Source organism: Bradyrhizobium sp. (genome assembly GCF_035701725.1).
GTDB lineage: Bacteria > Pseudomonadota > Alphaproteobacteria > Rhizobiales > Xanthobacteraceae > Bradyrhizobium.
In genome coordinates this window covers 1-13,919 of the sequence record NZ_DASSRP010000349.1, presented here as the reverse complement: position 1 = coordinate 13,919, position 13,919 = coordinate 1, and the positions used below count along the sequence as shown (strand labels likewise).

Sequence of the window (13,919 nt, the reverse complement as noted above, 5' to 3'; positions counted from 1 at the left end):
GCTTGAGACCTCGCGCCGCATCCAGCTTCGCAATCGTCCGGCGCTCAATCGGCTCAACGCCTGATCGCGCGCACCAGGATCAGGCGGAGGCCCAAGCGGCCTCCGGCGGCTCCTTTGCTAAAACAGCGACGCGCCGGGGCTTGAGGGAGGGCTAACTTGGGCTACGGCTAAAGGCGCCGGAACAACCGGCCCAGCCCGAACCAGTCGAACTTCGGCGGCCGAAGGACGTCAGCCAGGACATCCATCCCGGCTTTTTGAAAATCAACGAACGTGCGTTTTCCACGATTGGCGCATTCAATCATGGCGGCGCCGATTTCTTTGCGAAGATTGGAAGCATCCTTTTCCGCGGGGATGCGGTTGCAGACATATTCCAATGCCGCCGTCATATTGGCGATCGTGTTCTGATCGAAATCGGTCAGCATTATCGCTTTCGCGCCGCTGGCCCGCGAATGGAGCCGATCCGCGCCCGTAAAGATGATATCCTGGCAATATCGGCTTTATGGCGTAGCGATCAGCGCCAGTCAATTTTGGACGAAGGCCCGCGCCTCAAATCGATGAAGTGGTTTTCCGAGCAGGCGAGGCAATGAACCATTTCATGGCTCAAATTCTCGGAGTTGAACGCTTCTTCGGCCACAAGTCCCTGGACCTTTTGACCTGTCCGAGGGCAGTCGAATAAGACGGGACGCCAGCGCCGTTGATCGGTCATCTTTACTCCAAACGGTTGCGCAGATTGCGTGTTCGCATTCCGCGCAACGTCCCCTTCCGTCAGGCCGCCTCGTGGTAGGGCGGCTGCGTACCTGCCGCGGCTTGCTTGGCGGTGCGCTCGCTGATCCACTTGCTGGTGGTGTGATCGGCCCAGGCAACGACGAATGCGAACACTAGGAAAATGACGCACACGCCAGTCGCGACAAGAATGGCATCCATGGGCATTTGGTCCTCCAAACGTTGAGGAACCAAGATTGGGCAAAATTCTGGTGGCCCATTTGATCTGAATCAAATGGGCCACCAGAACGCCATCGCTGGTATGCCGATATTCTTCGAAGTCCGCAGCCGCCTATCGCGCGGCTTCCATGTCTTCCGGGGATTCGACGTAGAAACCCGAATAGCTGTCGACCAGGCAGAGGTGATCGTGCACCTCCTTGACGCCGGCGGTATTTTGAGCGGCGACGATGGTGGCCTGGCGGGCCTTGTCCGTCGTGATGATGCCATGGAGATGGACCACGCCGTGACGGACGGTCACCTCAAAGCCGATCGGCCGCCAATCCGTCGCATTTACCAAGCGGGTGAGGCGGCTACGAATATGGTCGTCGTCCGCCGTCGGGTCCGGGATCTCGTGCGCCATGCTCGCGACCGCCTGCAGCAGGTTTGATCGCGTAACGATTCCGGTCAGCGTGTTGCCACGCAGGACGGGCACGCGCTTGATGCCCTTCTTCTCCATCAGCCTGACGAGTTCCTCAAGCGGGGCCTGTTCGTCCACGGTGATCGGATCTTCGGTCATGACGTCTTCGACCTTGCGGCCGCGTTCGTGGACAAAATCGGCGGCGGCTCGGCCCGGGCCGACCAGGAATTGCAGCCAGGCCGGTCGCTTGCGTCCCGTGCCGATTTCGCTGCGGCGCAGAAAATCGCTCTCCGAGACGATGCCGACCAGCTTGCCGGTATCATCCATGACCGGCAGGCCGCTGACATGGGTCTGAAGCATGATCTTGGCCGCTTCTTCAATCGATGTGTGTGGCGTAACGGTAATGACGTCCTTCGTCATGATGTGATGAGCGCGCATGGCATGCCTCCGCGAGAAATCGATGGGGCCACCCTAGGTGGGTTTGCCGATCGCGTTTTGACCTACCGCAACCCGCCCATGGGGCTCAGGGAACGCTGGGCTGCGTTTCAGTGAGGGGTATCCAGCCGTTTTCGCCGCGCTGAAACAGCGGACATCCAAAGGCGGCGCGAACCGCAAGCGGTGTCGGCAGGGTTGCTAGCGTCGCTTCCCATCGGTTGGTTTGCTTCATGGCGACGACCATGCCTGCAACCTCGGCGCCGGTCTTTTGCAACAGACGCACTGCGGCGAGCGCGGTCAAGCCGCTCGAGATCGCATCGTCGACCAGCACCACGCGCCGACCCGCAATCAAAGGCTTGAGGTTCGGGTCGAGGCGCAATTGCTTGCCGGGCTCCGGGCTGGTGATGGAGCTGACGGGTGCGCAAAGCGTGTCGTCGTACCAGAACTTGCGCGAGTAGCCGAGTGGGGCGTAACGCGGCTGTCCCAGCCGCTCGGCCACCAACGCGGCAAAGGCCAGGCCAAGCGTCGGCAATCCGACGATGATCTCGGCGCCGAGTGTACGCGCCTGCGTCGCCATATGGCCGGCCAGGGCTGCGACAACGGAATGGGCCGCCTGGTTGGCGATGAGCGAGGCGACGGCGCGATCGCCCTCCGGCAATCGGCGTAGTGGCAGAACGAGAAAGCGTCCGCATGGCAGCCGCGCCGGATAGCCGAAGCGGTACGGTGGCAAGGCGCTGAAGCGGGCCGGAATCCCGGCCGTCAGCTCCTGCCAGTAGGCGGTGGTCGGCTCGGTATAGGTCTCGTTCAGGCTCACGGCACCGCCGCATCATTGGATAGTGATAATCGAATGTCCGCCGCAAGGCCGCGGCGGTGCAATCGGCAATCCCAATGATAGCGGCTGGCGGGCGGCCAAGACCAGCGCGGCGTGGCCGGTATCAGCTCCTGCCGCGAGAGCGGCAATGCGAACGTATTCAATATTGCGGGTCGTACATCTGGGATTCGATGAAGGCCATCAGGTTATTCGGCTTCGGCGTCGTGGCAAGACCGTGCTTGTAGGCCACGCCGGCGACGGCGGACGCAATATGCGCCGAGACTTCGCGAATTCTCGGTAGTGCCGGATAGAGGCTGCCCTGCTCGATGTCTTCCGGCGTAACGAGATAAGCGAGCGTATGGGCGGCGGCCATGAACATCTCGTCGGTGACGAGCTTTGATCCGCTGGCGACTGCGCCGAGCCCAACGCCGGGGAAGATGTAGGAGTTGTTGCCTTGTCGCGGCACGAAGGTCTTGCCGTCGAGTTGGACCGGATCGTAGGGGCTGCCACAGGCAAACAGAGCCCGGCCGTCGGTGTAGCGATAGGCCTCCTCCGCCGAGCACTCCGCCTTTGAGGTCGGATTGGAGAGCGCGAATATGATCGGCCGATCGTTGATCTCCGCCATCGTTTTCAGGATTTCCGCCGTGAAGGCGCCGCCAACGGCCGCGACGCCAATGATGGCGGTTGGTCGCAGCGTGCGGATTGCGGTCAGGAAATCATCGAGCGGGGTGTGGTCGTGGGCGTAACGCAATTTGTGCTCGGTGAGGCCGGCTCGTCCCTTGACGACGAGGCCACGCGAATCCACGAGCCAGTTGCGCTTGATCGCTTCAGCTTCGGAAAGGCCTTCAGCCATCATCGCCGAGACGATGAGATCGGCGATGCCGGTTGCGGCTTCGCCGGCCCCCAGGAACAGGATCTGCTGTTCGGAAAGATTGCCGCCACGGATACGCAGCGCGGAGAACAGCCCGGCCAGCGCCACGGCGGCGGTCCCCTGAATATCGTCGTTGAAGACCGGGATATCGTCGCGGTACTTGTGAAGCAAACGGAATGCCGAGTGATTGGCGAAATCCTCGAACTGGATCAGCACGCCGGGGAAGGCGCTGCGGGCCGCGGTAACGAATTCATCGACGAAATCATCGTAGGCCTGGCCGCTCAGGCGCTTCTGGCGCAGGCCGATGTAATAGCGGTCGTTGAGCAGATCCTGGTTGTTGGTACCGACGTCCAACACGATCGGCAAGCAGTTTTCGGGATGGATGCCCGCGCAAGCCGAATAAAGCGACAGCTTGCCGACCGGAATGCCCATGCCATGCGCGCCGAGGTCGCCGAGGCCGAGGATACGCTCGCCGTCCGTGACGACGATAAGCTTGGCCTCATAGGGCCAGTTGCTGAGCAGTTCGGCGATGCGCCCACGATCATTGGCGCTGATGAACATGCCGCGCGGGCGCTGGAAAATCAGGCCGTAACGTTGACAGGCGAGGCCTACCGTCGGCGTGTAGATCAGCGGCTGGATTTCATCGATGTTGTCGCAGACGACGCGGAAGAACAGCGCCTCGTTGCGATCGTGCAGCGAGTTCAGCGCGATATATTTTTCCAGATCATTGGGCAGGCTGCGCAGATTGGTCAGGACGCGCGTCGCCTGCTCCTCCATCGAGAGCACATGGGCCGGCAAAAAGCCGCGCAGGCCAAGTTCGTCGCGCTCGGCTTCCGTAAAGGCCGTGCCCTTGTTGAGGAGCGGATCGCGCAGCAGCGCCAGCCCACGCGGAGGGTCCATCGTCTTCGAATTCGGCATTGCCCGGACTGGCGCGGTCATGTTTCCTCTCCCGTCTCTTTTAGCTTTTTTGTCTCGTTTGGCTTTCGCCGTCCGATCGAACGGCAGGCAGCCACTTTGCGAACATTGAGACCATTTGGTTCTCTTCCGCAATCGGTTTGCATTGACCAGAATTTACCGCCGAACGCAACACCGGCCGTTGGCCCATGGCGGGACATGAACGCGCAGATGTTGTCATCACGTCAGGGCAGCCATGACGGGACATGTTCGGTCTTGATCCGAATTGACTCCAAACAAAACGATTCTATGACTTGATGACCAGAATTGCGCTGCAAAAACGTGCCCGGTTTTTGTTCATTGCAGCGCGAAATAAAAGCAACCGGAAAGCTAGTGCGACGAATTTGCAGCTCCTATTAGGTTGGCCGCGCGTGGGTCATAGGAGCTTCAGACTCAAAGCCGCGCTAGAACCAATAAGTTGCTGGAGCTCCTTTGATTCCGAAGTTCGTATCAGAGGTCGCCGCGAAAGGTTACGAACTTCGGAATCGGAGCTCTAGTCGATGCGTATTGTCAATGTTGCGGCCGCCCAGATGGGCCCCATCCAGCGTGCCGAGAGCCGCCAGGCTGTCGTTCCGCGCATGATCGCGCTGATGGATGAAGCCAAGCGCCGCGGTGCCGATCTGATCGTCTATCCGGAGCTGGCCTTGACGACGTTTTTCCCGCGTTGGTACATGGAGGATCAGGCGGAGGTCGATGCCTGGTTCGAGCGCGAAATGCCGAATGCGGCCACCGCCCCGCTGTTTGCGCGTGCCGCCGAGCACAGAATCGCGATGAGTTTTGGCTATGCCGAACTGACGCCGGACGGCCACCATTTCAACACCTGCATCCTCACCGACAAGTCCGGCAAGATCGTCGGCAAATATCGCAAGACGCATCTGCCCGGCCATTCCGAGTTCGATCCGGAGCGGGCCTTCCAGCATCTGGAAAAGCGCTATTTCGAGCCGGGCGATACCGGCTTTCCGGTCTGGCGCAATCTGGGCGGCATCTTCGGCATGGCGATCTGCAATGATCGCCGCTGGCCCGAAACTTATCGCGTGATGGGCTTGCAGGGTGTCGAGATGGTCGTGCTCGGCTACAACACGCCCTCGGTCAATTCGCAGAAGAGCGAGGAGGGACCGGAAAAGCGGCTGTTTCACAATCGCCTCTCCGTTCAGGCCGGGGCCTATCAAAATGCCACCTGGGTCGTTGCGGTCGCCAAAGCAGGCGTCGAGGACGGTTTCCCGCTGATCGGCGGCAGCCTGATCGTCGATCCCAACGGCGAGATTGTCGCGGAGGCCCAGACCGAAGGCGACGAACTGCTGGTTCACCCTTGCGACCTCGACGCGACCGTTTTCGGCAAAAAGACCATCTTCGACTTTGCCCGGCACCGGCGCATTGAGCATTATGGGTTGATCACGAGCCGGGTCGGCGCCGTTCCGCCCCCGGAAAGTTGAGCTGATCCGATGTCAGGATTTCTGCTCAAGGATCTATCGCGGCAGGATCGCTACAAGCTGCTCTGCGCCGTCGTGGTGCCGCGGCCGATCGCGCTGGTGACGACGCTCGATGTCAACGGTGCCGTCAACGCCGCACCGTTCAGTTTCTTCAATGTCTTTTCCGAAGACCCGCCACTGATCGTGCTCGGCCTTCAGCACAAGCCCGATCGCACACCCAAGGACACCACGCGCAACATCGAGCGCGAGGGTGAATTCGTGGTCCAGATGGTGGACGAAGCGCTGGCGAAAGCGATGAACGACTGCGCCGTCGATTTTCCTTCCGGCGAAAGCGAAGTGGACACGCTAGGACTTGCTACTCTGCCTTCGGTCGACGTCAAGGTGCCGCGCCTTGCGGCAGCGCCGTTTGCGCTGGAATGCAAACGCACAGTTTCGCTGGCGTTTGGTCCGGGCCGCCAACTGATGGTGGGCGAAGTGCTGCGGGTTCATGCGCGCGAAGGCTTGCTCGACACCCAGACCATGTATGTCGACTTCGCCGCGTATCGGCCGATCGGCCGCCTGTTCGGCAATCTCTATAGCTATCAGCGTGAGCCGTTCACCATGGTTCGCGAGACCCACGCGGAGTGGACAGCGCGCCTCGATACCGAAGCCCAGGAGGGAAACTAGTTCCGCGAAAGCTGCACGGTTCCGAGCGCCATGGCGGCAGCGGCCTGGGTCGGATCGATCACCGGAATCTGGAGTGCATCTTCGAGGCCGCGGCGCAGGCGCGCCATGCCGGCGCAGCCCATGACGATGGCGCCGGCGCCGTCCTCTTCTTTCAGGGCGCGCCCGACCTCGATCATCTTGGCCAGGGTTCCTTCGCCGGAGGCGGTCTCCGCGACGCTCATATTGAGCGGCCGTTCGCCGGCCAGCCGATCCATCAGTCCCATCTGGCGCAGATAACGAAGATGCCGGCGGATCGAGCGTTGCGCGATGGCGATGACGCCAAAGGTTTCGGCCCGCGTCATCGCGGTCAGCACGCCGCATTCGGCGATGCCGAACACCGGCCGGTCGGTGCCTTCGCGGCAGACATGCAGGCCGGGGTCGCTGTAGCAGGCGATGACAAAGGCGGACGCGCTGTTGTCGCGTTCGATCAGCCGCCGCAGCGGCATCGCCACGCTATCGACGTCGGCCTGGCTCTCGATTCCATAAGGGCCCTCGGCGAGAGTGGTGCAGGCGATTTCCGGCCCGTCGGCGAAATTGAGCGGCTTCAGCGCATCCTCCAAGCCCTTGGTCACGGTGGTGTTGGAGTTGGGATTGATGACGAGGATGCGCGGGCGGGACATGTCTCTTCCTTGCAAACCAGCTATGGCTTGCAGCTCTTAGCATAGTTTGCAAGGTTTCGAATGCGGGTTTTACGCAACCCGATCTCGCGTTTCTGTTCCGGAGAATTTTCATGGCCGATCCCGTCTATGACCTCGTGATCCGCGGCGGACGCGTGGCGACCGTGTCAGACGTTTTCGAGGCGGATGTCGGCGTTTCCGGCGAGACCATCGCCGCCGTCGGCCGCAATCTGCCGGCCGGGCGACATGAGATCGGCGCGCGCGGCAAGCTGGTTCTGCCTGGCGGCGTCGATAGTCACGCCCATATCGAGCAGCTTTCGGCGGCGGGCATCATGAATGCCGACACCTTCGAAAGCGCGACGACCTCGGCAGCTTTCGGCGGCACCACGACCGTCATCTCGTTCGCGGCTCAGCACGTCGGTATGCACCTCCCGCAAGTCGTGAGCGACTATCACGCGCTCGCCCGCAAGGGCGCAGTGATCGATTACGCCTTTCATATGATCATTGCCGATCCGACGCCGGAGACACTCGCCCACGACATTCCGGCGCTGGTGAAGCAAGGCCATGCCTCGATCAAGATCTTCATGACCTACGACCGGCTGAAGATCGACGATGAGCCCTTGCTCGACATTCTGGTGGCGGCGCGCGAATCCGGCGCGATGCTGTGCGCGCACGCCGAGAACCACGGCATCATTGCCTGGATGGTCAAAAGGTTATTGGCGCGCGGCTATACCCATCCGAAATATCACTCGATCAGTCACGCCCGCTTTTCCGAGGCCGATGCGTTCAATCGCCTGATCGGCATGGCGGCGCTGGTCGACCAGCCGATCATGATCTTTCATGTCTCGACCGCCGAAGGCGCCAAAGTGATCCGCCAGGCGCGCGGGGAGGGGCTGAAGGTATTTGCCGAGACCTGTCCGCAATATCTGTTTCTCACGGCCGAGGATCTCGACAAGCCCGGCGCCGAAGGCGCGAAATGGATGTGCAGTCCGCCGCCGCGCACATCAGCCGATCAGGAAGCGCTGTGGCAGGCGCTCGCGCTCGGCGATCTCCAGACCATCTCGTCGGATCACGCCCCCTACCGTTTCGATCAAACCGGCAAGTTGCGCGCCGGCCCCAATCCGAACTTCAAGCAAGTGGCGAATGGGTTGCCGGGGCTGGAAGCCCGGCTGCCACTTCTGTTCGACGCGATGGTGTCGAAGGGACGTTTGGGTCTAGAGAAATTCGTTGAGCTGACCGCGACGGCACCCGCAAAAATCTACAACCTGCATCCGCGCAAGGGTTCGATCGCGATCGGCGCCGATGCCGACATCGCGATTTGGGACCCTTCGCGCGAGGTCACGTTGTCGGACGCGATGATGCACGATCTGACCGGCTATACGCCGTTCGCCGGACGAAAGCTGCGGGGCTGGCCGGTCACGGTGCTGTCGCGGGGCCGGACCGTCATTGCGGACGGCAAGCGGATGGCGAATGCGGGATCGGGGAAATTCCTGGCACGCGCCGGCGGTGAGGCGGCAAAGCCGACGGGGCGGCTGGTCGCGGACATGAATCCGGAGACCAACTTCGGCGCGAAATTGCTCTAGGCATTGTCGACCTTGAAGCACGGGGGCTTGCGGCATTGAACATTCTGATCTTTGGCGGCACCGGTTTCGTCGGGATCAATATCGCGTCCGCTTTGCTGGCGCGGGGCCATGCCGTGGCCTTGTTCGATCGCGGCAGCTTGCCTCGCGCGGCCGCGAAAGAGTTCGAAGCGTTTGGTCCTCGGCTGAGCGTCATTGCAGGCGATGTCACGGATCGGAGCGCCATCGAACAGGTCATCGCGCGCGGCTTTGATGCGATCGTGCTCGGCGCAGCCATTACGGCGGGCGCGGCGCGCGAGGCCGTCGATCCGCAGTCGATCCTGCAAGTCAACCTGATGGCGCAAGTGCCGATTCTGACGGACGCGCATCGTCATGGGGTGCGGCGGGTCATCAATCTGTCGTCCGGGTCGGCATTTGGCGCAGCCGCATTCCGCCATGCGCTCCTCGACGAAGAGATGCCGTGTGAACCGGTTTCGCTTTACGCCATCACCAAGCACGCGTCCGAACGCGTGGTGGCGCGGCTGGCCGCGCTGTGGGGTGCGGATCTTGTCAGCGTGCGACTGAGCGGTGTGTTCGGACCATGGGAGTACGCCACGGGCGTGCGCGATACCATGAGCCCGCAGTCTCAGATCGTCGCGGCTCTGCGGCAACGGAAACAGGCGGTGCTGCCCCGCCCGGGCATGCGCGATTGGATCTATGCGCCCGATGTCGCCGACGCCGTGACGGTATTGGTCGAGGCGGCAAAACCGAAGCACGGCCTCTACCACATCTCGACCGGGCAGGAGTGGACCGCGCTCGAATGGGGGCGGCACCTCGCCGATCTCAATCCCGGTCTCGTCTGTCGTCTCGCCGGCCCCGGCGAAACGCCGAATGTTAATCTGCATAGCGATGCCGATCGTGCGCCGCTTTCGACTTTGCGCCTGGCGGAGGAATTCGGCTGGCGGGCGCGCTTTGGCTGCGCGGATTCGGCCCAAGACCTGCATGACTGGTGGCTCCGCCACGGAGAGGGGATGTGACATGCGGCTGAGAGACTGCGTCGCCATCGTGACCGGTGCGGGCTCGGGTATCGGCCGCGCCAGCGCGGTGTTGTTCGCCCGCGAAGGCGGCTTCGTCGCGTTGGTCGATCGCGATGACGCCGGCATACGGGAGACGCTCGATGCCATTCGCGCGCTCGGCGCCGAAGGCGCCGCCTATCACGGCGATGTCGGGGAGCTCGCGTTCGCCGAGGCGACGGTGGAAGATGTCGTGTCCCGGCACGGCCGTCTCGACGTGTTGATGCTGGCTGCCGGCTGGTCCTGTGGCGGCACCGTCATCACGACCGATCCTGCCGACTGGGATGCGGTGTTTCGCACCCACGTCGGCGGTACCTGGCTTTGGGCGCGCGCGGCGATCCCGCAGATGCAGCGTCAGGCAAAAGGTTCGATCGTCACGGTCGCGTCGCAACTCGCGATCGCCGGCGGCAAGGGCAACAGTGCCTATATCGCGGCCAAGGGCGCCATCATCAGCCTGACCCGGACCATGGCGGTCGATTTCGCGGGCGACGGCATCCGCGTCAACGCGATTGCGCCGGGCGCGATTGAGACCCCGATGCTGAAGCGGAGTTTTGCCCGGCATGCGGATTCGGAAAGCGCGCGCGAAGCTTCGCGTCATCGCCATGCCATGAAGCGGTTCGGCCAGGCGGAAGAAGTCGCTGAAGCCGCGCTCTTTCTCGCCAGCGATGCGTCATCCTTCACGACCGGCACCGTTCTACCGGTCGACGGAGGCTGGCTTGCCGCCTGAGCCAAATCCGCGAAATCTGGACGCAGACGAGGCGTTGGCCACGCTCGAAGCCCAGGTGCGCGACGATCTCGCCAAGATCGCGCATCCGTCGGCGCCCTGGCTCGAGCCGAAAATTGGACCGGATGGCAAGCCTGCGCTGGATGTTCTGATCGTCGGTGGCGGACAATCGGGGCTCGCTACGGCTTTCGGCCTGAAACGCTCGCAGGTCACCAACATCCTGGTTATCGACAAGGCGGCCGAAGGCCAGGAAGGCCCGTGGCTGTCCTATGCGCGCATGCACACGCTGCGGAGCCCGAAGGATTTTACCGGGCCCGATCTCGACGTGCCGAGCCTCACCTATCAGTCGTGGCACGAAGCCCGGTTCGGCAAGGAGCATTGGCAGAAGCTGGACTTGATCCTGCGTGAACGCTGGGCCGAATACCTGCTGTGGTTCAGGCGTGCCGCCGGCCTTTCCGTGCGCAACGGGTGTGAGTTGCTGGAAATCGCGCCGGCCGGAAACGACCTGCTGGCGGCGACCATCGCATGCGGCGGTGCAAGCGAAACGCTTTATGCGCGCAAGATCGTGCTCGCGACCGGCCAGGAAGCCATGGGCGACTGGACCATCCCCCAACCGTTGCGGCATTTGTCCCCAAGGCGGGTGGTTCGCGCCTGCGACGATATCGATTTCGCGGCACTCGCCGGGAAAACCGTGGCAGTGATCGGCGCCGGCGCGACGGCGTTCGATAACGCCGCGATGGCGCTCGAGGCAGGCGCGGCGAGCGTGCACTTATTGTGCCGCCGCGCCGAAATCCAGGTAATTCAGCCTTATCGGTGGCTGACCTTCCGCGGCTTCCTGCGGCACTTCTGCGATCTCGACGATCTCTGGCGCTGGCGCTTCATGCGCGCCATTCTCGAATTGCGGGAAGGATTCCCGCAAGCGACGTATGACCGCTGTGCGCGATTTCCAAATTTTCGTCTGCACCAGGGCTCGCCGATCGAGGCTGCGCGTGAGGTGGAGGACGAGATCGAATTGCGCACGCCGCGCGGCGCATTGCGCGCGGATCTTGTCATCAGCGGCGCCGGCACTGAGATCGATTTTGCCGCGCGCCCTGAGCTGAAACATTTCGCCGGCAACATTGCGACCTGGGCCGATCGTTACCGGCCGCCGCAAGACGAGCAGAGCCCGCGGCTCGGCCGCTATCCGTATCTTGCCGACGACTATTCGCTCACCGAGCGCGTTGCAGGTGTAACGCCGTGGATCGGCAACATCCACGTGTTTGCGTTCGCTTCGACCATGAGCTTCGGGCCGTCCGGCTCCTCGATCAACGCCATGACGACCGCGATCCCCAAGCTGGTCCATGGCCTGACCCGGGGGCTGTTTCGCGCCGACCTCGATCGGCACTGGACTTCGTTCAGGGCCTATGATGTGCCGCAGGCGGTGATCCCGCGGGTCAATCAGGCGCAGTGATCAGCAGCAATGCCCGCAACCGGCTCAAACCGCGTGAAAAACCACGAGCCGGGTCGTGGCGAACCAACGCAGGCGAAAAATGGCCCTTGGCGCGCAATTTGCTTAAATGCACAATGAGAGAGGCCGCTCTTTTCGGGCGGGTTCCGGGCTTATTCAGAGGGTGTTGAGATGATGCGGGGTCGGATTTTGGGTCTTACGTTGCTTGGGTTCACGGCCCTCGCGCTGTCGCTTCGCGCGGAACCGGCTTCGGCGCAAACGCGCGCCGAGACGTTGCGCTACGTCACCGGCGCTGCCGTCAACACACTCGATCCGAACGTGCCGGGCTCGACCCGCGAAGCCTTCGCGGTCAGTCTTTCGACCTACGACCGTCTGGTGTCGTTCGGTCGCAAGCAGCTCAACGGCAAATGGGTGTTCGATCTCGACAAGATATCAGGCGAACTCGCAGAATCCTACGACGTCAGCCCCGATGGGTTGAAGCTGACCTTCCATTTGCGCAAGGACGCCAAATTCCAGGACGGCTCGCCCGTCACCGCAGACGACGTCAAATGGTCGCTCGACCGCGCGGTGACCGCGCCCGTGCTCGGCAAGGCGCAGCTCTTGACGGGATCGATGACCAGCGCCGACCAGTTCAAGGTGATCGATCCCTTGACCTTCGAAGTCACCTTGCCGAAGCCGGACAAGCTGGCGCTGCCCAATCTCGCGACTGTCTATCCCATCATCATCAATTCCAAGGTCGCGAAAGCCAACGCAACCGCTGACGACCCATGGGCGATCGCCTGGCTCAAGGAGCACACCGCGGGCAGCGGTGCCTATGTTATCGAGAGTTTCAAGCCCGGCGAGCAGGTGATCATGAAGCGCAATGACGCCTGGAATCGCGGGACGGCAGAAAAGGCCGCCGCGTTCAAGCGCGTGATTGTGCAGACCGTGCCGGAGCCGGCGACGCGCGCCAACCTCGTGGAACGCGGCGACGCCGACATCACCATCGATTTGCAGGCCAACGACGTCCAGTCGCTGGAGAGCAAGGGGACGCTGAAGGTGATCTCGACGCCGCAATATAACGCCGTCACCTTCATTTCGATGAACAACACGATCCCGCCGTTCGACAATATCAACGTGCGCCGCGCGATCGCGTTTGCGCTGCCCTATGACGACATGTTCAAGGCCGCCCTGTTCGGGCGTGGCACGCCGCTGTTCAACGCGGAATGGAAGGACGGCAAACCGACCACGAGCGCGTTTCCGTTCCCGCAACCCATCAAGCTCGATCTGGACAAGGCCAGGGAATATCTGAAGGCCGCCGGCATGCCGGACGGCTTTTCGACCACCTTCAGCTTCAACGTCGGTCAGGCCTCGACCGCCGAGCCGATGGCGGCGCTGGTCAAGGAATCGCTCGCGAAGATCGGCATCAAGGTCGATATCCAGAAACTGCCGGATGCACAGATGTCGACGCAGATCAACGAGAAGAAGCTGCCGTTCTTCACCGAAGGCATCGTCGCCTGGTTGCCATCGACCGACTATTTCTACCGCAACTTCTACACCGGCAACCAGCGCTGGAACTACGCCAGCATCGACAATCCTGAACTCACGGCGCTCGCCCAACAAGCCCGCTTCGAACCGGACAAGGCAAAATACGACGAAGAGAGCCTGAAACTGAATGCGATCCACGCCGCGACCATTCCGCAGATCGCGCTCTGGCAGCCGAGCCAGGACGCGGTGATGGCGAAATCGATCGACGGCTATACCTATCAATTCCATCGCCAGGTCGATTACCGCGACCTCAGCCGCAAGTAGCTCTGGTTTGCGATGAAGGGCCTTGGCGCAACGATGGTGCGGGCGGCGCGGCGATTCATGTCGTCGCTGCCGGCGCTCTTTGGTGTGCTGGTCTTTACGTTTCTCCTGATGCGGGTTTTGCCCGGCGACCCCGCCGTGTTCTTTGCGTCCGGGCCCAATGCCG

At 62.3% G+C, this 13,919-nt stretch carries 13 protein-coding genes and 1 pseudogene; 8 read left to right on the top strand and 6 right to left on the bottom strand.

Annotation, left to right across the window (positions count from 1 at the left end; translation table 11 throughout):
• Window positions 1-167: 167 nt before the first annotated feature.
• From VFL62_RS20900 to VFL62_RS20880, 5 genes are all read right to left on the bottom strand, one after another.
• Window positions 168-422: a hypothetical protein gene (locus tag VFL62_RS20900; RefSeq protein ID WP_325174285.1), complete on the bottom strand. Its 255-nt coding sequence runs from the start codon at window positions 420-422 to the stop codon at window positions 168-170.
• A gap of 343 nt (window positions 423-765) precedes the next feature.
• The gene (locus VFL62_RS20895) at window positions 766-930 is read right to left on the bottom strand and encodes a hypothetical protein (RefSeq protein ID WP_325174284.1); all 165 of its coding nucleotides are present in this window, start codon (window positions 928-930) and stop codon (window positions 766-768) included.
• 124 nt (window positions 931-1,054) lie between these two features.
• Window positions 1,055-1,777 (bottom strand): CBS domain-containing protein, encoded by a 723-nt coding sequence (locus VFL62_RS20890; RefSeq protein WP_325174283.1) that lies wholly within the window; start codon window positions 1,775-1,777, stop codon window positions 1,055-1,057.
• An 85-nt stretch (window positions 1,778-1,862) separates the two neighbouring features.
• The gene (locus tag VFL62_RS20885) at window positions 1,863-2,588 is read right to left on the bottom strand and encodes a phosphoribosyltransferase (RefSeq protein WP_325174282.1); all 726 of its coding nucleotides are present in this window, start codon (window positions 2,586-2,588) and stop codon (window positions 1,863-1,865) included.
• A gap of 157 nt (window positions 2,589-2,745) precedes the next feature.
• The gene (locus VFL62_RS20880) at window positions 2,746-4,395 is read right to left on the bottom strand and encodes an NAD-dependent malic enzyme (RefSeq protein ID WP_325174281.1); all 1,650 of its coding nucleotides are present in this window, start codon (window positions 4,393-4,395) and stop codon (window positions 2,746-2,748) included.
• Between the two features lie 515 nt (window positions 4,396-4,910).
• Here VFL62_RS20880 and VFL62_RS20875 point away from each other — a divergent pair.
• Complete coding sequence (locus VFL62_RS20875) at window positions 4,911-5,843, top strand: N-carbamoyl-D-amino-acid hydrolase (RefSeq protein ID WP_325174280.1); 933 nt, start codon at window positions 4,911-4,913, stop codon at window positions 5,841-5,843.
• Window positions 5,844-5,852: 9 nt separating this feature from the next.
• On the top strand, window positions 5,853-6,506 hold the full coding sequence (locus VFL62_RS20870; RefSeq protein ID WP_325174279.1) for a flavin reductase family protein: 654 nt from the start codon (window positions 5,853-5,855) through the stop codon (window positions 6,504-6,506).
• On the opposite strand, the gene VFL62_RS20865 is transcribed toward VFL62_RS20870, so the two are convergent.
• Window positions 6,503-7,165 (bottom strand): aspartate/glutamate racemase family protein, encoded by a 663-nt coding sequence (locus VFL62_RS20865; protein WP_325174278.1) that lies wholly within the window; start codon window positions 7,163-7,165, stop codon window positions 6,503-6,505. The genes VFL62_RS20870 and VFL62_RS20865 overlap by 4 nt on opposite strands.
• Before the next feature lie 110 nt (window positions 7,166-7,275).
• Between VFL62_RS20865 and hydA the strand changes: the two genes are divergently transcribed.
• The 6 genes and pseudogenes from hydA to VFL62_RS20835 form a co-directional block, all read left to right on the top strand.
• Window positions 7,276-8,745, top strand: a complete 1,470-nt coding sequence (gene hydA / locus VFL62_RS20860) for a dihydropyrimidinase (protein ID WP_325174277.1) — start codon at window positions 7,276-7,278, stop codon at window positions 8,743-8,745.
• A 35-nt stretch (window positions 8,746-8,780) separates the two neighbouring features.
• Entirely contained in the window at window positions 8,781-9,758 is a 978-nt protein-coding gene (locus VFL62_RS20855; protein ID WP_325174276.1) for an NAD(P)-dependent oxidoreductase, read from the top strand.
• A 1-nt stretch (window position 9,759) separates the two neighbouring features.
• Window positions 9,760-10,521 carry an SDR family oxidoreductase gene (locus VFL62_RS20850; protein ID WP_325174275.1) on the top strand — a complete coding sequence of 254 codons (762 nt, stop codon included), beginning with the start codon at window positions 9,760-9,762 and terminating at the stop codon, window positions 10,519-10,521.
• The gene (locus VFL62_RS20845; protein WP_325174274.1) at window positions 10,511-11,968 is read left to right on the top strand and encodes an NAD(P)/FAD-dependent oxidoreductase; all 1,458 of its coding nucleotides are present in this window, start codon (window positions 10,511-10,513) and stop codon (window positions 11,966-11,968) included. Before VFL62_RS20850 ends, VFL62_RS20845 begins: the two co-directional genes overlap by 11 nt.
• A 168-nt stretch (window positions 11,969-12,136) precedes the next feature.
• Complete coding sequence (locus VFL62_RS20840; RefSeq protein ID WP_414644798.1) at window positions 12,137-13,756, top strand: ABC transporter substrate-binding protein; 1,620 nt, start codon at window positions 12,137-12,139, stop codon at window positions 13,754-13,756.
• Window positions 13,757-13,768: 12 nt separating this feature from the next.
• A pseudogene (locus tag VFL62_RS20835) lies at window positions 13,769-13,919 on the top strand (ABC transporter permease); the annotation flags it as partial.

Coding starts and splice junctions, on each gene's coding strand:
- VFL62_RS20900 (WP_325174285.1), bottom strand. CDS start 422: ATGCTGACCGATTTCGATCAGAACACGATCGCCAATATGACGGCGGCA.
- VFL62_RS20895 (WP_325174284.1), bottom strand. CDS start 930: ATGCCCATGGATGCCATTCTTGTCGCGACTGGCGTGTGCGTCATTTTC.
- VFL62_RS20890 (WP_325174283.1), bottom strand. CDS start 1,777: ATGCGCGCTCATCACATCATGACGAAGGACGTCATTACCGTTACGCCA.
- VFL62_RS20880 (WP_325174281.1), bottom strand. CDS start 4,395: ATGACCGCGCCAGTCCGGGCAATGCCGAATTCGAAGACGATGGACCCT.
- VFL62_RS20875 (WP_325174280.1), top strand. CDS start 4,911: ATGCGTATTGTCAATGTTGCGGCCGCCCAGATGGGCCCCATCCAGCGT.
- VFL62_RS20870 (WP_325174279.1), top strand. CDS start 5,853: ATGTCAGGATTTCTGCTCAAGGATCTATCGCGGCAGGATCGCTACAAG.
- VFL62_RS20865 (WP_325174278.1), bottom strand. CDS start 7,165: ATGTCCCGCCCGCGCATCCTCGTCATCAATCCCAACTCCAACACCACC.
- hydA (WP_325174277.1), top strand. CDS start 7,276: ATGGCCGATCCCGTCTATGACCTCGTGATCCGCGGCGGACGCGTGGCG.
- VFL62_RS20850 (WP_325174275.1), top strand. CDS start 9,760: ATGCGGCTGAGAGACTGCGTCGCCATCGTGACCGGTGCGGGCTCGGGT.
- VFL62_RS20840 (WP_414644798.1), top strand. CDS start 12,137: ATGATGCGGGGTCGGATTTTGGGTCTTACGTTGCTTGGGTTCACGGCC.